Below are 23,506 nucleotides of genomic sequence, written 5' to 3'. Positions count from 1 at the left end.
CTCAGCGCGCGGGCTCGGCGACGAATATTTCCACGCGGCGGTTCATCGCCCGCCCGGCAGCGCTGGCGTTGTCGGCGATTGGCTCCCGCGAACCACGGCCATCGATGGCGATGCGGCCGGCGGCCACGCCCCGGGCGACGAGGTAGTCGCGCGTCGCGGCTGCACGGTTAACGGATAAGGGGTCGTTGATCTCATCGCTGCCGGTGCTGTCGGTATGTCCGACGATGGTCACGGTGGTCACCGCATGCTGGTTCAGACTCGCGGCAAAGCCGTCGAGCACCGGGCTCATGTTCGGCTTGATGTTGTATCGGCCGACATCAAAGGAAATATCACTCGGGATGTCCAGCTTGAGTCGATTGTCGTCAGTCTGCGACACCGCGACACCGGTACCCTGTGTGGCCTGCTCCATCGAGGCCTTCTGTTGCTGCATGCGCTGCGACCACAGATAACCGCCGGCAGCACCGGCCACGGCACCGATGGCGGCACCGGTGGCCGTACTACGGCCCTTGTTGCCGCCGGCCGTAGCGCGACCGATTACCGCCCCAGCGACTGCGCCAATGGCGGCACCGGTTCCTGTATCGCGCTGCGTTTCGCTCATGTTGGCGCAACCGGACAGTCCGCTTGCAGCAAGGGCCATCGTTACCAGCGAGATGACAATCTTTTTCATGCTCATTACCTCCGTCGCGTGTTGAAAAGTGTCGGAGCATCGCCGCGAATGCTTGGCGACACGCTGGCACTGCCCGATCCTTTGACCGAGGGAAGCACGTTATGCCCATCGTCATCCCGGCGCAAGGCCACTCCCCGCGCAGACCGCCGCGCGCGTAGCGGCCTGCAGAGGGACACCTGGCCATCTTCGCACACCACTCGTCAGACCGGCGCCGAAGCCAGGTGGACCACAGACCACACTTCTGGTGTATCTTTTTCCGGCAGTCGCGCGCATCGCCAGTCCTGCTCTGCTCTTCCGCGCAGGTTCGCGCGCCTGGAACGCCGATCGGAGCAAAACTCAGGACAGCGCCTGACGGCCACCAGCCCAACCCGGAAAGGAAAGATCATGAGAATTCTGCACACCATGTTGCGCGTGGGCGATCTCGACCGCTCGCTGGCTTTCTATACCGAGGTCCTGGGAATGCAGCAACTGCGCCGCCAGGATTATCCGGGCGGGCGCTTCACGCTGGCCTTCGTCGGTTTCGGCCCGGAGTCGGAAGCAGCTGTCCTTGAACTGACCCATAACTGGGATACGCCGGCCTACGAACTCGGCAATGGCTTCGGCCACATCGCCATCGAAGTCGCCGACGCCTACGCCGCCTGCAAGGAGATCAAGGCGCGTGGCGGGAAAGTGACGCGCGAAGCGGGTCCGATGAAACACGGAACGACGGTGATCGCCTTTGTCGAAGATCCCGATGGCTACAAGATCGAGCTGATCCAGAAGAAAGGCTGAGGCGGTGACTTTCGCCAACTTCTTCGCCACCGCGCCGGCTATCGTCATGCGCCTGCGGCGAATCCTCATTGAGCACGTCAGCGACCCCGGCCTGGTCGGATCGGGCTGAAGAGGCCGCTGGCGGAAGACCGGTGAAGCGCTGACCAGCCGCGTCCTCCGAACGACTGCCCGCAAGGAAAGAACCATGCTTGACGAAGCACGCTCCTTTGCTCTGGCTGCCCACGGCAGCCAACGCTACGGCGATCTGCCGTACTCCTTTCACCTCGACGAGGTCGTCGCTCTGCTCGGCCCCTACGGCAGCCAGGCACAGATCATCGGCTACCTCCACGATGTGGTCGAAGACACCGCCGTCACCGACATCGAAATCCGCGACCGCTTCGGGCCCCTGGTCGCCGAATGCGTCAGCTTGCTGACCGACCTGTCGGGAGCCAGCCGCGCCGAGCGCAAGGCGGAGACCTACGCCCGCCTGGCCAAGGTCAGCGGCGCCGCCGAACTGGCGTTGGTGGTCAAGGCCGCCGACCGCCTGGCCAACGTCAGAAGCTGCGCCCTCGACGACCGGCGCGGTCTGATGACCGTTTATCGCAACGAACACGCGAGCTTCCGGCGCTCGGCCTACCGCGAAGGCCTCTGCGACGCCCTTTGGCTGGAGCTCGATGTCTTGCTGGCCGTGACCAGCGGCACCGTCGATCACGCCTGAGCGGCGATGCGGAGCAAGGAAGATCAGGAGAGAACGAGATGTTCGAGATTCAGAACTACGCGAGCTTTATCGCCGCGATCGTCGTTTTCCAGCTGATTCCAGGCCCGGGAACGCTGGCCATCCTCAACGCCACGGCGCGCAGTGGCGTCGGCGCCGGTCTGGGTGCCGTCGGCGGCACGCTGCTCGGCGATCTGGTCTACATGCTTGCCGCACTGGCTGGCCTGGCTGCGCTGATGAACGCCCACCCCGCGCTGTTCCAGGGCCTGCAGTGGTTCGGCGCCGCCTATCTCGCCTGGATCGGTGTGCAGCTGCTGCGCCAGCCGGTTGCCGGCGCCGACGTCGAAGCTGCGCCACGCCAGAGTGGTTGGCGGTATTTTCGCCAGGCCTTCGCGGTCAGTCTGACCAACCCGAAGGTGATGCTCTTCTTCGTCGCTTTCTTTCCCCTCTTCCTGCATGCTGACGCAGCGCCGCTGACCCTCGCGGCGATGGTTGCGCACGTCACGCTGCTCAGCCTGCTCTACCAGGCCGGGCTGGTGCTGATCGGCAACCGCGTCGCCCGCAAGCTGTCGCTCCTGCCCGGCGCACGCCGGCTGGCGACTCGCCTGGCCGGTGTCGCCTTGCTCGCCTTCGGCATCAAGCTGGCGCTGAACAACCGCTGACGGCGAACGGTGGGCCCGGCCGGATCTTTCGGCGCCCGCGCAGTGCTGCCCGGGCACACCGCGGCCACTGGGTCACACAAGCACCAGTACGCCATTCAACCCGCCATGCAGGCACGCCGTCGATCCCTGAGGTACAATATCGCCCTTTTTGCAACCCGATGATTTTCCCGAGGTTTCTTAGTGCTCGTCGCCAACAACATCACCATGCAGTTTGGGGTCAAGCCCCTTTTTGAAAACGTCTCGGTCAAGTTCGGCGAAGGCTACCGCTATGGCCTGATCGGCGCCAACGGCTCCGGCAAATCGACCTTCATGAAGATTCTCGACGGCGAACTCGAACCCACTGCCGGCAACGTCTCGAAGGACGCGCACGAACGCATGGCTTACCTGCGTCAGGATCAATTCGCCTTCGAAGAGCAGCGCGTCATCGACGTGGTGATGATGGGCCACGAGGAAATGTGGGCGTGCATGGTCGAAAAAGACGCCATCTACGCCAATCCCGAGGCGAGCGAGGAGGACTACCTGCACGCGGCCGAGCTGGAAGGCCGCTTTGCCGAATACGACGGCTACACCGCCGAGGCGCGTGCCGGTGAGCTCCTGCTCGGCGTCGGCATCCCGGCCGAGCAGCATTTTGGCCCGATGCGCGACGTCGCGCCTGGCTGGAAGCTGCGCGTCCTGTTGATTCAGGCGCTGTTCGCCAACCCCGAGATCCTGCTCCTCGACGAACCGACCAACAACCTCGACATCGCCACCATCCGCTGGCTGGAAAACGTGATCAACGATCGCGACAGCACGATGGTCATCATTTCCCACGATCGTCACTTTCTCAACCAGGTGTGCACCCACATGGCCGACCTGGACTACGGCAAGATCACCGTCTATCCGGGCAACTACGACGATTTCATGGAAGCCTCGGCGCAGGCACGCGAGCGCCAGCAGAACGCCAACGCCAAGGCCAAGGAGCGGATTGCCGATCTGCAGAACTTCGTGCGCCGTTTTTCGGCCAACGCCTCAAAGGCCAAGCAGGCAACTTCGCGCGTCAAGCTGATCGAAAAACTCAAGCCGGAAGACGTCAAGCCGTCCTCGCGCCAGTACCCCTGGATTCGCTTCGAATACGACGAGCGCGAGAAGCTCCACCGTCAGGCGGTGGAAATCGAAAACCTGACCTTCGCCTACCCGGGAAGCGAGCAGAAGATCTTCGACAAACTGAATCTGGCACTCAACGGCGGCGATCGGCTGGCGATCGTTGGCGAGAATGGCGTGGGCAAGACAACGCTGCTCAAGCTGCTGATGGGCGAGTTGCAGCCGCAACGCGGCAGCATCAAGTGGGCCGAGAAGGCACGCCTTGGCTACTACGCCCAGGACCACGCCAGGGATTTCGACAGCGAGGTCAACCTGACCGACTGGATCGCCGGCTACGCGCGCGCCAACGCCGCCGAGGGAGACGACCTCGAGACGCTGATCCGCGGCACCCTCGGACGCCTGCTCTTCTCCGGCAACGAAGTGCGCAAGGCGGTGAAGGTGATCTCGGGTGGCGAGCAGGGACGCATGATTTTCGGCAAACTGATGCTCATGAAACCGAACGTGCTGGTCATGGACGAGCCGACCAACCACCTCGACATGGAGTCGATCGAATCGCTCAACACGGCCCTGGAGAAATTCAAGGGAACGCTGGCCTTCGTTTCCCACGACCGCGAATTCGTCTCGTCGCTGGCCACGCGCATCCTGGAGATCCGCCTCGACGGCACGCTGGTCAATTACCTCGGCACCTACGAAGAGTATCTCGACAGCCAGGGCCTTGCCTGAAGCGGCAGCGATCAGGGCGACGCGTCGGACCGGTGCAGGGCCGAAGGATCGGCGGGGCACCCGCTCCCCGGCAGGACCGTCTGCGCGATCAATTGACCGCGCCGGTCGACGCCTTGCCTCCTTCCTTGCTCGCCGATGCAGCCGCTTGCGCCGCTTTCCTGGCTTCTCTTTCGGCGTCCTGGCGAGCCCGCTTGTCGAGCTTGGCCTGCCGCTTGGCCTGTTCGGCCGCCATTTTCTGGCGCCCCTCCGCCGCTTTTTTCGCCTTGGCGGCCAATTTCGCCTCGCGCTCGGCTAGCTTCGCCGCGTGTTCGGCACGGTAAAGTTCGGCGCGCCCCTGTTCTTCGGCCTGACGGCTGAGATTGTCGGCAGCGCGCTGCGCCTCACGCGCCTCGAGATCCTGACGCCGCGCCGCACGCTCGAAATCGATCGCTGGCTGGTCGAGTCGACGCGCCGCGACCCTCGCCTCGGTGTGGCGTTTCTTGGCCGCCACCAGGCAGTCGCTGACCAGAACCTTCCGGTAGCACTCGTTCTGCTCGAACAGGTAGCGCTCCTCGGCCTGGTCGCGCAGCGCGTCGGCTCGCTCGCGCTGAGCGACCGCCTCCTCGAGCGTCTGTGGCACGGGGACTGGCGCTGGCTCGTCGGCGCAGGCGCCGCCACTGATCGATATAAAGACAAGCAGCAGGCTGCCCGTAAGACGCATGCAGTTCTCCTTCATTACCTTCCTCGGATCCCGGGGTAGCCGGCTCGCTCGCCTCACGGCAGCGGCGCGCCGACTGACCGACCGGCTACCCGCGTATACTACAGACGAGCCTGATATTTGGGCGTAACCGGAGCACATGCATGCGCGCTCTGCAGGCAATCATTCTGCTGCTGGCCATTCTTGCCGCGCTTGCCCCGGCGAGTGCAGACACGCAGGTTCGCCTCACCGCGCTCAGCAGCTCGGTGCCGTTACGCCCGTTCACCGAAGTTCTCGAAGACCCGGCCGGAGAGCTGACACTGACCGACATCGAACGTCCGGAGACGGCAACGCGATTCCGGCGGCACGCTGGCGACGGCGATCTCAATTTCGGCTATTCGCCGACGACCTACTGGCTGCGCCTGACGCTGGCGCCCGAACTCGGGGCCGCGACGCGATGGCTACTCGAGGTCGGCTATCCCTCGCTCGACTCCGTGACGGTCTTTGTCCGCCACGGCGCCACGGTGGTACGCCAACACGCCGGCGACCAGGCGCCTTTTTCAAGCCGGCCATTCGTGCACCGCAATCTCGTCTTCCCGCTCGAACTGGCCCCCGGTAGCGAGCAGCAACTGTACCTGCGCGTCGCTTCCAGCGGCAGCGTCACCATCCCTCTGACACTATGGTCCCCGGCCGCCCTGCACGCCAGCGATCAACGCGTCTACAGCATCATGGCCACCTACTTCGGGATGTTGCTGGCACTCGGTCTGTACAACCTGCTGCTCTACTTCTCGCTCCGCGAAGCCGCCTATCTGGCCTACGTCGGCGTCGTCGCCTCCATCGCCGTCGCGCAGTTGTCGATGCTTGGGCTGGGCAACCAGTTCCTGTGGCCCGACTGGCCGGCGTGGGGAGACCTTGCCATCCCGCTAGGCTTCTGCTCCACCGGCTTCTTTGGTGCCCTATTCACGCGCCTCTTTCTCGAAACCCGGAAGGCGAGCCCGCGCTTCGACCGCCTGCTGGCCCTGCTGCAGGCCGGCTTCGTTCTGGCCGCCGCGACGGCCGTCTTTTATGGCTACCGCCCGGCAGGAATGGCCACTGCCCTCCTCGGTGCAGCGTTCGCGGCGACCGCGGTTGCCACGGCCACACTGTGTGCCGTCCGCCATCAAGCGGGCGCGCGCCTGTTCCTGGCCGCATGGAGTCTGCTACTCCTCGGCGCGGCCCTGACCGCCCTGCGCGCACTGAACTGGTTACCGACCAATCTCCTGACCGTCTTCGCCCTGCAAATCGGCTCGGCGCTCGAGATTCTGTTGCTTTCCTTCGCCCTCGCCGACCGCATCAACAGCGCGCGCCGTGCGCTGGCAGCGGCGCAGGCGGAAACCCTGAGCGCCAGAGAGAACGCCGTCGAGACCTTGCGGCAGTCGGAAAAACTCCTCGAACAGCGCGTCATGCAGCGCACCCTCGAGCTGGCCGAAAGCAACGAACGCCTGCGCCACAGCGAAGCCGAGCTGCGCAAGCTGGCGCACCACGACCCATTGACCGGACTGGCCAACCGCGCCCTGCTTTACGACGAATTGCGGCGGATCATCGCCCGCGGCAAACGCAGCGGCGACATGTTCGCGCTGCTGATGGTCGATCTTGACGGTTTCAAGTTGGTCAACGACACCCACGGGCACGCCATCGGCGACCAACTCCTCGAGACCATTGCCGCACGCCTGCAGGAATGCGTGCGCGTCTCGGACACGGTCGCCCGCCTCGGCGGCGACGAGTTCGTCGTCGTCGTCGAAGGCGTGCTCGACGAAGAACAGGCGCTGGCGATCGGCGCCAAGCTCATCGTCACGCTGAGCCGCCCGGCGACGGTTGACACGCAAGTGGTGCAGGTCGGCGCTAGCGTCGGTGTGGCCTTGTGGCCGCTGGACTCCGACGACCTCGACTCCCTGCTGCTGGCTGCCGACCGCGCCATGTACCTGGCCAAGGAAGGCGGCCGCGGACAGTGTTGCCTGGCGTCGGCGACCGTCGGGTCAGCTCCCGATCAGAAGCAAAACGGAGAGTGAGCACCAGCGACGATCACCCGCCGGCGGTGGCGGCGCGCATCACTGGCGGGACTGTCGGAGCGCTGCCGCGCTGCATACCTGCCAGGGCGGATTTGGTAGAATCCCGGTTTTTTGCCAAAATCTACCCACCGGGAGCCTGCCGTGCAAATCGTCTGCCTTGACCTCGAAGGCGTACTCGTCCCCGAAATCTGGATCGAATTCGCCGCTCGCACCGGTATTCCAGAGCTGCGCCGCACCACGCGCGACGAGCCCAACTATGACAAACTGATGAGCTATCGACTGGCCATCCTGGCCGAGAACAAGCTCGGCCTGCCGGATATCCAGAAAGTCATCGCCGAGATGGGACCGCTCGAGGGGGCGCGTGCTTTCGTAGACGGGCTGCGCGAGACCTACCAGCTGATCATCCTCTCGGATACCTTCTACGAATTTGCGCACCCGCTGATGCGCCAGCTCGGCTGGCCGACGCTGTTCTGCCACAGCCTGGAGGCCGACGCCGATGGCAAGCTGGTGCACTACCGCCTGCGCATGCCCGACCAGAAACGCGAGGCCGTGCAACGCCTGAAGGAACTCAGGTTCTCGGTCGTCGCCGCCGGCGATTCGTACAACGACACGGCGATGCTCGGAGAGGCGCACGCCGGGATTCTCTTTCGCCCGCCCGAGAAAGTGATCGAGGAATTCCCGCAGTATCCGGTCACCCGGACCTTCGCAGATCTGCGCGCCGAAATCGACAAGGCCTTCGCCGCGCGCGCGGCAGCCTAGGATCGCCACCGCATGCAGACAAGACGTTTCTACACGCTTTCCGGATCCTGCCCCGACCAGGTCGGCATCATTTCCCGCATCTCGGGCTTCATCGCCCAGCACAACGGCTGGATTCTCGAATCGAGCTATCACGCCGACGACGGCAACGATGGCCATGGCAGTCGCTACTTCATGCGCATGCAGGTAAAGGCCGATTCGCTGCCCTTTCATCTGGCCGAGTTCCGCGAACGCTTCGCGCCACTGGCGGCAGAGCTGTCAATGGAGTGGAAGATCAGTGACTCGGCCGTCAAGCGACGCGTCGTGCTGATGGTCAGCAAACAGGAGCACTGCCTTTACGACCTGCTGGCACGCTGGCAGTCGAAAGAGCTCGATATCGAGATCCCGTGCGTGATCTCAAATCACGATACCTTCAAGGCCTTCGTCGAGTGGCACGGCATCCCTTTCCACCACGTGCCGATCAGCGCCGACAACAAGATTGGCGCGCACGCCGAAATCTGTCGCATCTACGACGAGGTCAGGGGCGACACCATGGTCCTGGCCCGTTACATGCAAATTCTTCCGCCGGAGATGTGCGCCCGTTACCCGGGACAGATGATCAACATCCACCATTCATTTCTGCCCAGTTTCGTCGGCGCCCGGCCCTACCATCAGGCTTTCCAGCGCGGCGTCAAGCTGATCGGCGCGACCTGCCATTACGTCACCCGCGAACTCGACCAGGGACCGATCATCGAGCAGGACGTGATCCGCATCGATCATTCGGACTCCGTCGAAGACATGGTGCGCTACGGCAAGGATATCGAAAAGGCGGTACTGGCACGCGGGCTGCGCTATCACCTCGAGGATCGCGTGCTCCTGCACGCCAACAAGACGGTGATATTCCGCTGACCGCTGCCCGCTCACATCCCGACCATCCCGACCGCCCCGCAGTCTCGGCACGACCAAGGCTGCCGGACAACCACTTGGAGTTTCCTGCCGCATGATCACCCTCAAGGGCGTAACCCTGCGCCGCGGCGCCAGGGTGTTGCTTGATAACACCTCGGTAACCATCAACACCGGCGAGAGAGTCGGCCTGATCGGCCGCAACGGCGCCGGCAAATCGACGCTCTTCGCGCTGCTCGACGGCAGCCTGCACGAAGACGCCGGCGAGTTCTTCCGGCCGGCACAGTGGCGCCTCGCGCAGGTCCTGCAGGAAATGCCGGAAACCTCGCAGAGTGCAACCGACTTCGTCATCAGCGGCGACACGGCCCTGCTCGCCGCCGAGGAGGAAGTCCGCCTGGCCGAAGCGAGCGGCGACGGCGAAGAGCTGGCGCACGCCTACATGGCGCTGCACGACGCCGGCGCACACGATGCGCAGGCGCGCGCGCAGTCGCTGATTCTTGGTCTCGGCTTCAAGACCACCGAACTGAACAATCCGGTCGACAGCTTTTCCGGGGGCTGGCGGATGCGGCTGCAGCTGGCGCGGGCGCTGATGTGTCCGTCCGACCTTCTGCTGCTCGACGAACCGACCAACCACCTCGACCTCGATGCGCTGGTGTGGCTGGAAACCTGGCTCAAGCGCTACGAAGGCACGATGCTGGTGATCAGTCACGACCGCGAGTTCCTCGACGCGATCTCGACCGTCACCCTGCATCTGGACAACGAGCAGTTGACACGTTACGGCGGCAATTACAGCGTCTTCGAGGAAACCCGCGCCCAGCAACTCGAACTGCAGCAGAACGCCTACGCCAAGCAACAGGACAGGATTGCCCATCTGCAGAGCTTCATCAGCCGCTTCAAAGCCAAGGCCACCAAGGCCAAGCAGGCGCAGAGCCGGGTCAAGGCGCTGGAAAGAATCGAACGTCTGGCGCCGGTGCTGGCCAACGCCGAGTTCAGCTTCGAGTTCAAGGAAGCCGCCAACCTGCCCAACCCGATGCTGATCATGGACAATGCCAGCTTCGGCTACCCGGCGCCGGCCGAGGCCGCCGCCGGCACGCCGGCGACGGTGATCGTCCGCCAGGTCACGCGTTCGGTATTGGCCGGCCAGCGCATCGGCATCCTCGGCGCCAACGGACAGGGAAAGTCGACGCTGGTGAAAACCATTGCCCGCGTCCTCGGATGTATCAGCGGCACGATCAGCGAAGGAAAAGGCCTGCACATCGGCTACTTCGCGCAGCAGGAACTGGACGTCCTGCGTCCGGACGAAACCCCGCTGGAACATATGGTCCGCATGGCCAAGGAAGGTCTGGCCAACGGGCAGAGCGGCCGCGAGCAGGACCTGCGCAGCTTCCTCGGCACCTTCAATTTCAGTGGCGACATGGTCAAGCAGGCGGTCGGCACCATGAGCGGCGGCGAGAAAGCTCGCCTGGTGCTGTGCATGATCGTCTGGCAACGCCCCAACCTGCTGCTGCTCGACGAACCGACCAACCACCTCGACCTCGCCACCCGCGAAGCCCTGTCGATTGCGCTCAACGAATTCGAGGGAACGGTGATGCTGGTCAGTCACGACCGCTCGCTCCTGCGCTCCGTTTGTGACGAGTTCTGGCTGGTCAGCCGCGGTGGGGTGGCCGACTTTACCGGCGATCTCGATGACTACCAGCGCTACCTTCTCGACGAGGCCAAGCGCAACCGGGACAGTCTCAAGGCGTCACTGAAGAGCGCCAAAGAACCGCTCAAACCGGCAGAATCGGTCGTCGCCGCGGCCGCCCGGAAAGCCCCCGGCAAGCTGAAGGGACTGGCTCGCGACCAGGGTCGGGTCGAACAGGCGCTACTCGATCTGCAAAAAGAACAGCACTCTCTGGAGAGCCGCTTGTCGAACCCGCTGGCCGCCGCTGATCTGGCGACCCTGGGAGGACGAATGAGCGAGATCGCCGAGGAACTGGCAAAACTCGAAGAGCGCTGGCTGACGCTCTCCGAGCAAATCGATTCGGCCCGCCAGACGGCAATTTCGTGACACGCCTGGCCCACCCCTACGGAGCAAATGGAGCGGCAAATGAACTATGAGTTGGTGGAGTGGTCGCCGAAGATTCTGGTCGGCTTGCCCAACATCGATGCGCAGCATCGGCAATTGTTCGACCTTGCAGCAACCTTCAGTGGCGATGGTGACCAGATCCGCGTGCTGAAATCGCTGGCCATGCTCACCGAGTACGTCAAGGTCCATTTGCGCGAAGAAGAGCAAATGATGGCCGCTTGCCAATACCCGGGCCTCGAGGCGCATCGGCAGCTGCACACGGAATTCCGGCGCATGCTGTTCAAGCTGCTCGAGAACGCCAAGCAGATGACCCTCGACGAGATTGCCGACGAGGTCAAATTCCTCATCAACGGCTGGTTCTACAACCACATCCTGGTCGCCGACTTCGACTACGTGCCGAGCGTCAAAGCGGCTGCCACGCCAAGGCCAATGCCAACCTCTTGACGACGAGCGCTCGCTACGGGTTTCCCTCGCGCCGCCAGGAAAGCGCTTGACGACCGGCGCTGCCAACCGCCGTGACATCCGTCACGCGGGTCCGCGCGGCCATCGCCTAGCATTCGCTCTAGCCAGTGCTCAGGCGCGCAGCCCCTTACAGCCGGAGCCACTGTTAACGATGAAGCGCGGCGCAGCGCAACGGCTTTTCTGGCGCGCTTTTCACCGAGTCGCTCAGCGCGAGAGTCCATGAAGTTCCTGCAAATCCTTTCCCTGCGGCAGATGCTCACCCTGCCGTACGTGGTGCTGGTGCTGGTGCTGGCTGCCGCCATCGGCGGCCTGTCGTACTCTGCAGGGCGGGTCGCCGTAGACACCCTGTCCAATCAGCTGCTGTCGGAGATGGTGTACCGCATCGCCCAGGCCGCCGAGCGGCACGTCTTCGGTGCCAGCGCGGTGCTCGAAACGGCGTTTCCCGCCGGCGTGGCCGCGCCGGAAGACATCAACGACGACCTCGACAACCTGCGCACTCGCTTCTGGCTGGCGACCTCGGTGCATCGCGACCCCAACAATTACGCCTACTACGGCGATCGTAGCGGGCGCTTTTTCGGACTCTGGCGGCATTCGGAAAACGACGCCGAGTTGCGCCTGCGAACCGTCGGCGACGGCCCGCGGACGATCTATCGCTTTTCCGGGATTGCTGGCGAACTGACCGATCCCGTTCGCGAAACGCGCATCTTCGAGCCCCGCGAACGCCCGTGGTTCAAGTCCGGCGAGAGTTCGACGGCACATACCTGGACCTCGGTGTACATTGACTTCAAGACCGAGGAACTGGTCGCCACCCGCGCCAGGCGAGTCAACAACGCTCAGGGGGAGTTTCAGGGCGTCGTCGCTACCGACCTGTCGCTGCAGGGAGTCAACGATTTTCTGCACTCGTTGCGCCTGAGCGCCAACGGCATCGCTTACGTTGTCGAAACCGACGGCCAGCTGATCGGTACCTCACGCGGCCCGCACCTGCGCAAGGACGCCGCCGGAGACAAGGTGCGACTCAAGGTGCAGGATAGCGACGATTCACTGGTCGCCGCCAGTTATCGCGAGATCCGCAAGCTGCTGCACCCTTCCGCGGGAGCCCCGCACCCGCAAACGGCGGTGTTTGAAAGCGCCGACGGCGAGGCAGTCGAGGCCGCTTATGCGCGCATCCAGGACGCCGCCGGACTGGACTGGATCATCGTCGTCGCGGTACCACGCAGCGATTTCCTGTTTGGGGTGACCGAGAACTTCAAGCGCACGGTGGCTCTGGCCCTGCTGGCCTCGCTGATGACGATCTTGATCGGCTTCATGGTCCTCTCGGTCGTCGCCCGCGACCTCAAGCAGCTCGCCGTGGCCGCCCGCAAGGTCGGCAACGGTGACCTGAACGCGGCCTTCGACGTCACGCGCAGCGACGAGATCGGCGACCTGGCGAAAAGCTTCAGGAGCATGCAGAGCAAGCTTCTCAGCGACCGCTTGACCGGGCTGGCCAACCGCGAAGCCTTCCTGCGCCGCGTCGATGAGCGCCTGGCGCAGCAACGCGAACTCTCTGACCCGCGCCCTTTCGCCATTCTTTTCATCGACCTCAACGATTTCAAGAACATCAACGACAGCTTCGGCCACGACGTCGGCGACAAGGTGCTGCAGGAAATGGCGCAGCGCATGCTTACCGGACTGCGCAGCCGCGATCTGGTTGCACGCTACGCCGGCGACGAGTTCGTGGTCATGCTCGACGCGGTCAACAACCGGCACGACGCCGAGAGCGCGCGCACCAACATCGAGCAGTTGCTCGGCACGCCATTGTTGTCGATCGATCCGGCCGCGTCGGACGCCAACACCGGCGCCTCGATCGGCCTGGCCATGTACCCCGACGACGGACAGGATGTCGAATCGCTGGTGCAATACTCCGACGCCGACATGTACCGGCGCAAACAAGCCCTGCAGAGCGATCGCGACGGACCGTCGACGCCGAGCACCTGAGGGCCTGCCGGTAGTCGCGCTACGCGGGCATGAACCAGCGCAGCTCGCCAACACCCACTTCACGCAGCGGATAGCCGTACAGCCGGCTCAAGGAATCGCTGCTAATCACCTCGTCGCTGCTTCCCTGCAGCGTCGTGCCGTCGTCGAAGAGCAGTAGCGCCCGCGAGCAGAACCGCGCCGCCAGCCCGGGTTCGTGGAGAACCATTACGCTGGCCATCTGCTGGTCGCGATTGAGGGCGGCAAACAGCTCGAGGGTGGCGATCTGGTGGTTCAGATCAAGGTGCGCGAGCGGCTCGTCGAGCAGGTAGAGCTGCGGCGCCTGCGTCAGCAAGGTGGCAATGGCCAGCCTTTGCCGCTCGCCACCGGAAAGCGTCTGCACGTCGCGTTGCGCGAGTTCGGCCAGACCGACCGCGGCCAGCGCCTGACGGGCTTTTCGGGCATCGGCGTCGGACTCCCAATCCCAGCGATCGAGATGGGGATGGCGTCCGATCAGTGCCGTTTCGAGGACCGTCGAGGAGAACGCCTCGCTGCGGCTCTGCGGCAACCAGCCCCGAATGCGGGCGCTACGCCGCGCGCCGAGTTGGGCGTAGCTGCTCCCGGCGAGGCAGACCTCGCCCGCATCCGGCGCGCGCAAACCGGCCAGCACCGAGAGCAGGGTCGACTTCCCGGCACCGTTGCGGCCGAGAATGGCCAGCGACTCACCCGGTCGTACGCTCAGCGCCAGATCGCGGCAGAAAGTGCGGCCAGCGATGCCGACGCGAAGGCCACGGGCGAACAGCACAGGCTGCGGGTGATCCATCTCAGCCGCGCCCGGCCGCGCCGCGCGTCAGCAGGAAGAGAAAAACGGGCACGCCGATCAGCGCCGTGAGCACGCCGACGGGCAGTTGCTGCGGCGCCAGAATGGTCCGTGCCAGGGTGTCGGCGATCACCAGCAGGCTACCGCCGGCGAGCACCGAGGCCGGCAACAACAGGCGCTGGTCGTTGCCGGTCGCCAGACGGACGAGGTGCGGCACGATCAGGCCGATGAAACCGATCGCCCCGGCATGGGTGACCGCCGCGGCAGTGGCCAGCGAGGCGACCAGATAGACGCCACGGCGCAAGGGGCGGACGGCAACACCGAGCGCCTGCGCGACGTCAGCGCCACGTGCCAGGAGATTGAGTTCGCGGGCAAACGGCAGCGACACAAGGAGCACCGTGGCGAGCAGAATCAGCACCAGTTGTGGGTCGCCGGTCTGCGAGAGGTCGCCCATCAACCAGAACAGCATTCCCCGCAAGCGATCGTCGGGGGCCATGGCCAACATCAGGGTGACCACGGCGCCGCAGCCGGCGGCAACGATCACCCCGGTCAGCAACAGCCGTGAGTGCGTCCAGCCGCCCTCGCCATGGGCCAGGCCGAAAACCAGCAGCATGGCGCCGAGGGCACCCGCGAAAGCCAGCCCGTTGACCCCGGCAACGCCGAGTCCGAGGACGATGGCCAGCAGCGCGCCAATACCCGCCCCACCCGAAATGCCCAGCACATACGGATCGGCGAGCGGGTTGCGCAACAGCACCTGCAGCAGGGCTCCGGCCAGTGCCAGCAAGCCACCGCAGGCGAAACCGGTCAAGGCGCGCGGCAGGCGCAGGCTGCGTACCACCTCGCCGGCGACGCCACCATTGCCGTCAAGCAGCGTCGCCAGGACATCGAGCGGACCAATCGCGATGCTGCCCACCATCAGCGCCAGGACAATGCTCAGCTGCGACAGCCCGGCGAGGGCTGCGAGAATCAGCAAGGCACGGCGGCGGGTGGGCACGCAGCGTCCTACTTCGGCGCGTAACGGACACCGACGAAGACGTTCGCCCCGGCGGTGGCGTAGTTGTCGATTGTCTCGTAGTACTTGTCGAAGATGTTGTTGGCCCGGGCAAACAGCGTCCAGTCGCGCTGCAGGCGGTAGTCCGCATAGAGGTTGACCAGCCCGTAGCCACCGAGGAGCTTGGTATTGGCCGGGTCATCGTAACGATTGCCGACCAGCTGCCACTCGCCGCGCAGGTCCCAGTCGCCGAGCTTTCGACTGATGTAGCTGCTCATCTGCTGGTCGGAGCGGCGGGCCAGTCGATTGCCGTTGTTGGGTCCGTCTTCGTCATTGCGCGGATCGAGCAAATCGACGACGACGCCCACCCCCCATTCCGAAAAACGGCCGTCGTAGGTCAATGTCGCGCCGCGCAGCAAGGCCTTGCTGACGTTGACCGGCGCGTAGGTCGGTGGCCGGAACTCGATCAGGTCGGTGACGTCGTTGTTGTACACGACGAGCGAGGCACGATGATCGCCGCGCTCCCAATTGGCCCCCAGCTCGATGTTCTTCGCCTGCTCCGGCTTCAGGTCGGGATTGCCCCCGGAAAAGAAATTGCCGGCCGGGAAATACAGTTCGTTGAACGTCGGCGCGCGAAACGCCGTGCCATAGGACACGTGCCCTCGCCAGTCGGGAGCGAACTGATAACCGTAGGAAGCGGAACCGGTCGTTTCAGCGCCGAACTGGGAATTGTCGTCACGACGCAGGTTGAACTGCAAGCGGTGCTTCTCGATATTGGCGTTCCAGCCGCCCAGCAACGAGCGAATCGTGCGTTCGCTCACGGTGTAGTCGGTACTGCCGGAGACCTTTTGTTTGGTGTATTCGGCGGCCAGCAGCGCTTCCCCGACGGGCAGCACGATATCGTTCTGCCACGACGCCAGATCCGCGTCGGTCCGTATCGTGTACTCCCTGACATTGCCGGCGTAACCCTTGCTGGCATCGGTACTGGTGCCGACCCGCAGCGTGCTCGTCCACGCCTGGTTGATGCGGTTACGCGAGTACAGCGAATACGATTCCACCAACTGATCGGCGGTGAAGTTCTGCCCGGCACCGCGAGCACCGAAGTCGTTCGAGTCATAGCGGTTGGTACCGTCGCTGGCCAGCAGGTTGACGCCAATTTCCTGACCGGCCGCCGGACGCACGGAGAAGTTCGCACTCAGATTGCTGTTGCGATAGCCGTCGTCGTCCGGGTTGTAGTAGATGTTGGCCTTGTCGTGAATGGCGTTGAAACTGCCTGTGTCCAGATACCCCGCCTGGACACTGTAGGAAACCAGATCGGTCCCGCCCGAAATGCCGACGGTGGTGTCGGTGGTTCCGTAGGTGCCATACCCCGTACTCGCGTTGAGTCGCGCCGGGCCCTCGCCCTTGCGCGTGAAGATCTGAATGACACCGCCAATCGCGTCGGCACCGTACAGCGACGAGGCCGGACCGCGCAGGATCTCGATGCGATCGATCTGGTCCAGCGGGATACGCGCCAGCGCGGCACTTCCGGTCGTCGCCGAGCTGATTCGCTGCCCGTCGATCAGAACGATCGACTGATTGCTGCTCGCGCCGCGGATGAACACGCCGCTGTTCGTGCCCGGGCCGCCGTTGGCGGTGTACTGAACGCCGGGTTGGCGCGACAGCAGCTGCTCGAGTGTGGATTGGCCGGCCTGATCGATTTCTTCACGGGTGATGACCGACACGTCGCTGGTCAACTCGTTGGCGCGCGTTGCCTGTCGGGTCGCGGTGACAACGATCGGATCGAGCTGCTGGTCGGCGGCGTTGGCCGCGATCGGAAAAAGCGCCCCGCATAGCGTGGCCAATGCCGCGGCAGAACCTGCGCGCGGCGTCCTTTGATTCATCATGGGTTTCTCCCTGCTTCCGGCGAGCGTCCCCGCGAACCGGCGAGCAAACAAATATCAAATGCACGAGGGAGAAAACGACGAGGCGGGCGGCACGGCCGAGCGTTTCGTGTCCGCTTCCCCGCGGCACTTCCGTCAAATGTGTGCGAAGGCCGGTATCCGGGCTCGCGAGTCTTGATGTGTCGCCTTCCCAGGCTCTCGCCCAGTGGCATTTCGACACACCCGCACTCACTTACCGTTGCGGGGGCAGCTCAGGCCTGGTGTTCTGAAGAACACGCACCTGCTTCCCGTTTAACCGCTGCGGAGAATCTCCGTTGCGGCACCTTGCACGATGTCCTTCGCCGACCAAGGCCGACGAAAGCGCGGATTATAGCGCGCCCGACAGCGCACAGACCGCCCATGCCGCAGAAAGCGCGCGCAGCGGTCAGAGAGCAAGGCGCCGCCAGGAAGCAAGCTGCGCGCCTTGACCGAGGATAGCTCTTGATTCTATAGTCTGGCCATGCTGAATGAACTAGACACGCTCGAGAGCAAGATTGGCCAGGTGGTCGCGCTCTGTCAACGCCTGCGCGCCGAGAATGACCAGCTCCGCGCGCAGCTCGCTGTCGCCGAAGGGGACAGACAACGCCTCGCCGAGCGCATGGGCGCTGCGTCCACCCGACTTGAGCAACTTGCCCTGCAACTCCCCGAAGCCAAAGCCTGAGAATTCTTTCCCGATGCCCAACGAAACCAATTTTCTGGATATCACGCTGCTTGGCAAGGAGTACCGTGTCGCCTGCCCGCCCGAGGAGCGTGCCGCACTGCTCAACGCCGCAGCCTACGTCGACGGCAAGATGCGCGACATCGCCGAGAAGACCAAGAGCAATCTCGCCGAGCGCATCGCGGTCATGGCAGCGCTGAACATTGCCCACGAGCACCTCTGCGCAAATCAGGACGCGCCGGCAAAAGATCAGAAAATTGAATCTGAAATAACGCTGGACAGCGACGCCTTTAGGCGTAGAATTTCCCACATGGAGACGGAACTTGAAGCGGTTTTAAAGCCCGAGTGAGTGGTTCCGAAGACTCCGAGAGAGTTCCCTGCGGTGTTTGTTAAGGTCATAGATTCCTTGAACCAATGCAAATTGGCATTGGTTGCAGACCATAGAAACCGCTGTTGTGTGTGCCCCTCAAGTCGGGCATACCTGATGCGGAAGGGATGTGACCTATCTGAACCCAGGTTCAGGATGCCGGCCTGACGGCACTTGCGGGGACAAAATTAAAAAGCGCGGAACCTTCGGTCCCGCGCTTTTTTTGCGTCGACTCGCCTCGTCCGGTGCGTCGTCTCCCGGCGCGCGGGCGCTGCTGTGAAGCAGCGGCCCCGATGGCTCGCCGTTCTGTCGCACTCGTCCCGCCCGCCCGCGGCAAACGACCCACCGACGCCTCCAGCGCTGGCGCTCACCACCAGCAGCCAGCACCAGCGAGATTCCCTGTGCGCTTGACCTGCATCAAGCAAATGACCGCATCGCGCGCTTAGAGTACCTCCCTGGTGCACGCTGTCTGATTCAGTGTCCGGCCGCAGTGGCGACACGACAAGTCAGCTTGCCAACAGGGGAGCCTCGATCTGATGAATATTTCCAGTCTGCTGGTCAATGCCCGCCCCGAAGTACAGCAGCGGGTGCAGGACGGTCTGCTGCTCCTGGGCGGCGTTGAAGTCCATGCAGCGAGCAAGGATGGCCAACTCATCGTGACCATCGAAGCGGACAGCGACCGCGCTGCGGCGGACATGTTCACCACCATCAGCCAGCAGCCAGGCGTGCTCTCCGCATCATTGGTCTACAGCCAGTTTGAACCCGATCCTGATGAGGAAGTATGAGATGAAATTGACCTTGACTCGCCGTGATTTTATCAAGAGCAATGCCGTTGCCGCCGCCGCCACCGCGGCGGGCATCAGCATTCCCGGCATCAGCCAGGCGGCACCCGCGAAGTCCGATGGCGTGCGCTGGGACAAGGGCGCCTGCCGCTACTGCGGAACGGGCTGCGGCGTGCTGGTGGGAACCAAGGGGGGGCGCATCGTCGCCACCCAGGGCGACCCGGACGCGCCGGTCAACCGAGGGCTCAACTGCATCAAGGGTTACTTCCTGTCCAAGGTCCAGTACGGCAAGGATCGCCTGACCACGCCACTGCTGCGCATGAAGGACGGCAAATTCGACAAGAACGGCGAGTTTGCGCCGATATCCTGGGATCAGGCCTACGACGTCATGGCCGAGAAATGCAAGGCTGCGCTCAAGAAAGGTGGCCCGCGCAACATCGCCATGTTCGGCTCCGGCCAATGGACGGTGTGGGAAGGGTATGCTGCCGCCAAGCTGATGAAGGCCGGCTTGCTGAGCAACAACATCGATCCGAATGCCCGTCACTGCATGGCGTCGGCCGTCGCCGGGTTCATGCGCACCTTCGGCATCGACGAACCAATGGGCTGTTACGACGACCTCGAACACGCCGACACCTTCGTGCTGTGGGGTTCGAACATGGCCGAAATGCACCCGATTCTGTGGTCGCGACTCACCGATCGGCGGCTGACGGGCAAGGGCGTCAAGGTGCACGTACTTTCGACTTTCAGCCACCGTTCCACCGAGTTGGCCGATAACGAGTTGATTTTCAAGCCGCAGAGCGATCTGGCCATCCTCAACTACATCTGCAACTACATCATCCAGAACAAGGCGGTGAATGAGGCATTCGTCGCCCGCAACGTCAACTTCAAGAAAGGCGTCACCGATATCGGCTATGGTCTGCGGCCGAATCATCCGCTCGAGAAGGTGGCGATGAACAACGGCTATCCGGGAGAAGACGGCAAGCCAAAGGGCAACCCCGGCGGCACCAGCGACATCACCTTTGACGAGTTCAAGGCCTTTGTCGCCGAGTACACGCTCGACAAGACGCACGAGATCTCAGGGGTACCGAAAGAAAATCTCGAAGCGCTGGCCAAGGCCTATGCCGACCCGAATGCCAAGGTCACCTCGTTCTGGACGATGGGCTTCAACCAGCACACGCGCGGCACCTGGGCGAACAACATGATCTACAACGTGCACCTGCTGGTCGGCAAGATTTCCGAGCCCGGCAACAGCCCGTTCTCGCTGACCGGTCAGCCTTCGGCCTGCGGCACGGCGCGCGAAGTGGGCACCTTCGCCCACCGTCTGCCGGCCGACATGGTGGTCAACAACCCGAAGCATCGGGAGATCAGCGAAAAACTGTGGAAATTGCCGGCCGGCACGATCCCGGACTGGATCGGCGCACACGCCGTTTTGCAGAGCCGGCTGCTCAAGGACGGCAAGATCAATTTCTACTGGACGACGACGACCAACAACATGCAGGCCGGGCCGAACATCAATGATGAAATCTTCCCGGGCTGGCGCAACCCCGACAATTTCATCGTCGTCTCCGACTGCTACCCCACCGTTTCGGCGATGTCCGGCGACCTGATCCTGCCCTCGGCGATGTGGATGGAGAAGGAAGGCGCTTTCGGCAACGCCGAGCGGCGCACGCAATTCTGGCGCCAGCAGGTCAAGGCGCCGGGAGAGGCGCGCTCGGATCTTCTGCAGTACATCGAGTTCTCGAAGCGTTTCACGACCGACGAGGTGTGGCCGGCCGACCTGCTCGCCAAGAACCCCGAGTACAAGGGCAAGACGCTCTACGAGGTGCTCTTCGCCAACGGCCAGGTCGACAAGTTCCCGACCAGCCAGACCTACAAGGGCTTCGACAACGACGAAGCAAAGGCCTGCGGCTTCTATCTGCAAAAAGGCCTGTTCGAGGAGTACGCCGCCTTTGGTCGCGGCCACGCCCACGACCTGGCAGAGTTCGACACCTATCACAAGGCGCGCGGCCTGCGCTGGCCGGTGGTTGACGGCAAGGAAACGCTGTGGCGCTTCCGCGAAGGCTACGACCCTTACGTCAAGGCGGGCGAAGGCGTGAAGTTCTACGGCAAGCCCGACGGCAAGGCGGTCATTTTTGCGCTGCCGTACCAGCCGGCCGCCGAAATGCCCGACCAGGAGTACGACCTCTGGCTATGCACCGGGCGCGTTCTCGAACACTGGCATACCGGTTCGATGACGCGGCGCGTCCCGGAGTTGTACAAGGCCATGCCCGACGCCTGGATCTACATGCATCCGGACGACGCCAAGAAGCGCGGCCTGCAACGCGGTGACGTCGTCAAGACGGTTACCCGGCGCGGCGAGATTGCGTTGCGCGTCGAAACGCGTGGCCGTAACAAGCCACCGGCTGGCCTGGTGTTCGTGCCCTTCTTCGATGAGCATCGCCTGGTCAACAAGCTGACACTTGACGCCACTTGTCCGATCTCCAAGGAAACCGACTTCAAGAAGTGCGCGTGCAAGGTGGTCAAAGCCTGATAGACACGCGAACGCAGGACAATCAGGGAGAGCCAGGGCGGGCAGAACATCGCCCGCCTCATGGCCGCTGAACACCGGCCCGGTTTCTGGTGACACCATAAATGCCCACGGCAAATAAAGACCGCAGCCCCGTACCCGCGCGTGCGGCCAACACTCAATCGTTGGCCCGCCGCCAGTTCGTCTTCGATTCAGCGCGGCTGCTTTGCGGCGTCGGCGTGCTCGGGCTCGGCCTCGCCGGCTATGCCAAACAGGCCAGGGCCAGGCCGCCCCTGGCCGTCCGTCCGCCCGGCGCCGCCGCCGAAGACGACTTTCTCGGCGCCTGCATTCGCTGCGGCATGTGCGTGCGCGACTGCCCCTACAACATCCTCGAACTGGCCACACCGGAATCACCGATTGCCACGGGCACGCCGTATTTCACCGCGCGCAGCGGGCCCTGCGAGATGTGCGAAGACATCCCCTGCGTCAAGGCCTGCCCGACAGGAGCCCTCGACCACAGCCTGACCGACATCAACCAGTCGCGGATGGGCCTCGCCGTCCTCTCCGACCAGGAGACCTGTCTCAACTTCCTCGGCCTGCGTTGTGACGTCTGCTACCGCGTCTGCCCGGTCATCGACAAGGCGATCACCCTCGAGCTCCGGCCGAACACGCGTACCGGCCGGCACGCGATGTTCATTCCGACGGTGCACTCCGAGCATTGCACCGGCTGCGGCAAATGCGAAAGCGCCTGCGTCACCGAAGAGGCGTCGATCAGGGTGCTGCCGGCCAAACTGGTGAAAGGCTCGCTCGGCGAGCATTACCGGCTTGGCTGGGAAGAGAAGAGCAAGGCCGGCGGGCATTCCCTGGTCGAGGACCGGGAACTGGTCGATTTGCCCGATCGCCTGCCCGAAGGCGTCCATCTCGAAGGCCACTTCGATCCCGGTAGCGACCCCTTGCCGGCAGGAGTTCCGGCGGGCGGCCCGGCGCTTCCCAGCCTGCCGCCCGGCCTCGGCGGTCCCGCGGCACCGGGCAGCGGATTGAACCAGCTGCCGGCCGAGGCGCCACGATGAACAGCAAGCGGGCCGGTGCCGAAGCGGTTGCCAGCAAAGGCTGGGTCGCAGCGCACCGCTGGCTGCTGGCTCGCCGCCTTTGCCAGTTGGCGCTCCTGGCACTGTTCCTGCTTGGCCCGCTGGCCGCCGTGTGGATCGTCAAGGGGAATCTGGCGTATAGCCTGACCCTCGACAGCCTGCCGCTGACCGACCCCTACGTGCTGCTGCAATCACTGCTGGCTGGCAACTGGCCCGAGAAACTCGCGCTGATTGGCGCGCTGATCGTTATCGTCTTCTATTTCCTGGTTGGCGGCCGCGTCTACTGCGCCTGGGTCTGCCCGATCAATCCGCTCACCGACCTCGCCGGCTGGCTGCGCCGCCGACTGGGGATCAAGGGCAGCGCACACGTTTCGCGCAGCAGCCGCTACTGGATCCTGGCCATGACCTTGCTGCTTGCTTCCCTGACCGGCAGCATCGTCTGGGAACTGGTCAATCCGGTATCGATGCTGCACCGCGGACTGCTCTTCGGGCTGGGCGCCACGTGGGTTGTCGTGCTGGCGGTCTTTCTGTTCGATCTGTTCGTGATGAGCCGCGGCTGGTGCGGCCACCTTTGCCCGGTCGGCGCCTTCTACAGCCTGCTCGCCAAGGGGAGTCCGCTACGCGTTACCGCCAGCAGGCGGGCGGCGTGCAACGACTGCATGGACTGCTTCGAAGTCTGCCCGGAACCGCAGGTCATCCGCCCGGCGCTGAAGGGTGCGGGCAAGGGCATCGGCCCGGTCATTCTGGCCAGCAACTGCACCAACTGCGGACGCTGTATCGACGTCTGCTCCAAAGATGTTTTCACTTTCGGCCTGCGCTTCAACAACCCACCGGAGAACGGCACGCAGGGCGAACCAACAGCAGCGACCAGCGGCCACTGAAGTACTCGAGCAAGAGCAGGAATCATTTTTTTGACGTGGAGGGAACGCCAAC

At 63.9% G+C, this 23,506-nt stretch carries 21 protein-coding genes, 1 other RNA gene and 1 riboswitch; of the genes, 17 read left to right on the top strand and 5 right to left on the bottom strand.

Features of this window, described 5'->3' with window-relative positions; genetic code table 11:
* Position 1 precedes the first annotated feature (1 nt).
* Positions 2–667, bottom strand: a complete 666-nt coding sequence (locus QZ613_RS13470; RefSeq protein WP_291982848.1) for an OmpA family protein — start codon at positions 665–667, stop codon at positions 2–4.
* A gap of 384 nt (positions 668–1,051) precedes the next feature.
* On the opposite strand from QZ613_RS13470, the gene gloA reads away from it, so the two are divergent.
* The 4 genes from gloA to QZ613_RS13450 all read left to right on the top strand — a co-directional run bounded on the left by gloA (position 1,052) and on the right by QZ613_RS13450 (position 4,597).
* Positions 1,052–1,438, top strand: coding sequence for a lactoylglutathione lyase (gene gloA / locus QZ613_RS13465; RefSeq protein WP_043562824.1), 387 nt, complete (start codon positions 1,052–1,054; stop codon positions 1,436–1,438).
* Between the two features lie 184 nt (positions 1,439–1,622).
* Positions 1,623–2,135 (top strand): HD domain-containing protein, encoded by a 513-nt coding sequence (locus tag QZ613_RS13460; RefSeq protein ID WP_291982846.1) that lies wholly within the window; start codon positions 1,623–1,625, stop codon positions 2,133–2,135.
* 38 nt (positions 2,136–2,173) lie between these two features.
* A complete protein-coding gene (locus tag QZ613_RS13455) occupies positions 2,174–2,794 on the top strand; it encodes a LysE family translocator (protein ID WP_043566648.1) in 621 nt (206 codons plus the stop codon).
* A 180-nt stretch (positions 2,795–2,974) separates the two neighbouring features.
* Complete coding sequence (locus QZ613_RS13450; protein WP_043566645.1) at positions 2,975–4,597, top strand: ABC-F family ATPase; 1,623 nt, start codon at positions 2,975–2,977, stop codon at positions 4,595–4,597.
* 88 nt (positions 4,598–4,685) lie between these two features.
* Here QZ613_RS13450 and QZ613_RS13445 read toward each other — a convergent pair whose 3' ends face one another.
* A complete protein-coding gene (locus QZ613_RS13445; RefSeq protein WP_291867582.1) occupies positions 4,686–5,297 on the bottom strand; it encodes a hypothetical protein in 612 nt (203 codons plus the stop codon).
* Between the two features lie 140 nt (positions 5,298–5,437).
* Here QZ613_RS13445 and QZ613_RS13440 point away from each other — a divergent pair, with 140 nt between their 5' ends.
* The 6 genes from QZ613_RS13440 (at position 5,438) to QZ613_RS13415 (ending at position 13,463) form a co-directional block, all read left to right on the top strand.
* Positions 5,438–7,321, top strand: a complete 1,884-nt coding sequence (locus tag QZ613_RS13440; protein ID WP_291867585.1) for a 7TM diverse intracellular signaling domain-containing protein — start codon at positions 5,438–5,440, stop codon at positions 7,319–7,321.
* 141 nt (positions 7,322–7,462) lie between these two features.
* The gene (thrH, locus tag QZ613_RS13435; protein ID WP_043566640.1) at positions 7,463–8,080 is read left to right on the top strand and encodes a bifunctional phosphoserine phosphatase/homoserine phosphotransferase ThrH; all 618 of its coding nucleotides are present in this window, start codon (positions 7,463–7,465) and stop codon (positions 8,078–8,080) included.
* A gap of 12 nt (positions 8,081–8,092) precedes the next feature.
* Positions 8,093–8,965 (top strand): formyltetrahydrofolate deformylase, encoded by an 873-nt coding sequence (purU, locus tag QZ613_RS13430; protein ID WP_043566637.1) that lies wholly within the window; start codon positions 8,093–8,095, stop codon positions 8,963–8,965.
* Positions 8,966–9,056: 91 nt separating this feature from the next.
* Entirely contained in the window at positions 9,057–11,009 is a 1,953-nt protein-coding gene (locus tag QZ613_RS13425) for an ATP-binding cassette domain-containing protein (RefSeq protein ID WP_043566634.1), read from the top strand.
* A gap of 39 nt (positions 11,010–11,048) precedes the next feature.
* Positions 11,049–11,471 carry a hemerythrin family protein gene (locus QZ613_RS13420; protein ID WP_291867589.1) on the top strand — a complete coding sequence of 141 codons (423 nt, stop codon included), beginning with the start codon at positions 11,049–11,051 and terminating at the stop codon, positions 11,469–11,471.
* A 237-nt stretch (positions 11,472–11,708) separates the two neighbouring features.
* Positions 11,709–13,463, top strand: a complete 1,755-nt coding sequence (locus QZ613_RS13415; protein ID WP_043566632.1) for a GGDEF domain-containing protein — start codon at positions 11,709–11,711, stop codon at positions 13,461–13,463.
* Positions 13,464–13,482: 19 nt separating this feature from the next.
* Here QZ613_RS13415 and QZ613_RS13410 read toward each other — a convergent pair whose 3' ends face one another.
* From QZ613_RS13410 to QZ613_RS13400, 3 genes are read right to left on the bottom strand one after another with little or no spacing between them, the layout of a single operon-like run.
* Positions 13,483–14,262, bottom strand: coding sequence for an ABC transporter ATP-binding protein (locus QZ613_RS13410; RefSeq protein ID WP_043566629.1), 780 nt, complete (start codon positions 14,260–14,262; stop codon positions 13,483–13,485).
* A gap of 1 nt (position 14,263) precedes the next feature.
* A complete protein-coding gene (locus tag QZ613_RS13405; RefSeq protein ID WP_043566626.1) occupies positions 14,264–15,253 on the bottom strand; it encodes an iron ABC transporter permease in 990 nt (329 codons plus the stop codon).
* 8 nt (positions 15,254–15,261) lie between these two features.
* Complete coding sequence (locus QZ613_RS13400) at positions 15,262–17,136, bottom strand: TonB-dependent receptor (protein ID WP_291982844.1); 1,875 nt, start codon at positions 17,134–17,136, stop codon at positions 15,262–15,264.
* A gap of 129 nt (positions 17,137–17,265) precedes the next feature.
* Positions 17,266–17,475: riboswitch (cobalamin riboswitch) on the bottom strand.
* Positions 17,476–17,632: 157 nt separating this feature from the next.
* Here QZ613_RS13400 and QZ613_RS13395 point away from each other — a divergent pair.
* The 7 genes from QZ613_RS13395 to napH all read left to right on the top strand — a co-directional run bounded on the left by QZ613_RS13395 (position 17,633) and on the right by napH (position 23,454).
* On the top strand, positions 17,633–17,833 hold the full coding sequence (locus QZ613_RS13395) for a hypothetical protein (RefSeq protein ID WP_291982842.1): 201 nt from the start codon (positions 17,633–17,635) through the stop codon (positions 17,831–17,833).
* A 13-nt stretch (positions 17,834–17,846) separates the two neighbouring features.
* Positions 17,847–18,179, top strand: a complete 333-nt coding sequence (locus QZ613_RS13390; RefSeq protein ID WP_043566622.1) for a cell division protein ZapA — start codon at positions 17,847–17,849, stop codon at positions 18,177–18,179.
* 22 nt (positions 18,180–18,201) lie between these two features.
* Positions 18,202–18,384, top strand: a non-coding RNA gene (ssrS, locus tag QZ613_RS13385) — 6S RNA.
* Between the two features lie 349 nt (positions 18,385–18,733).
* The gene (locus QZ613_RS13380) at positions 18,734–18,982 is read left to right on the top strand and encodes a chaperone NapD (RefSeq protein WP_043566621.1); all 249 of its coding nucleotides are present in this window, start codon (positions 18,734–18,736) and stop codon (positions 18,980–18,982) included.
* Positions 18,983–18,989: 7 nt separating this feature from the next.
* Entirely contained in the window at positions 18,990–21,509 is a 2,520-nt protein-coding gene (gene napA, locus QZ613_RS13375) for a nitrate reductase catalytic subunit NapA (protein WP_043566755.1), read from the top strand.
* Positions 21,510–21,610: 101 nt separating this feature from the next.
* A complete protein-coding gene (gene napG, locus QZ613_RS13370) occupies positions 21,611–22,555 on the top strand; it encodes a ferredoxin-type protein NapG (protein WP_043566618.1) in 945 nt (314 codons plus the stop codon).
* Positions 22,552–23,454, top strand: coding sequence for a quinol dehydrogenase ferredoxin subunit NapH (napH, locus tag QZ613_RS13365; RefSeq protein WP_043566616.1), 903 nt, complete (start codon positions 22,552–22,554; stop codon positions 23,452–23,454). The genes napG and napH overlap by 4 nt, the downstream gene beginning before the upstream one ends.
* The last annotated feature ends 52 nt before the right edge of the window (positions 23,455–23,506 follow it).

The sequence above is a fragment of the Candidatus Accumulibacter sp. ACC005 genome (genome assembly GCF_907163215.1).
Taxonomy (GTDB): domain Bacteria; phylum Pseudomonadota; class Gammaproteobacteria; order Burkholderiales; family Rhodocyclaceae; genus Accumulibacter; species Accumulibacter regalis.
This window is presented reverse-complemented; position numbering and strand designations above follow the sequence as displayed.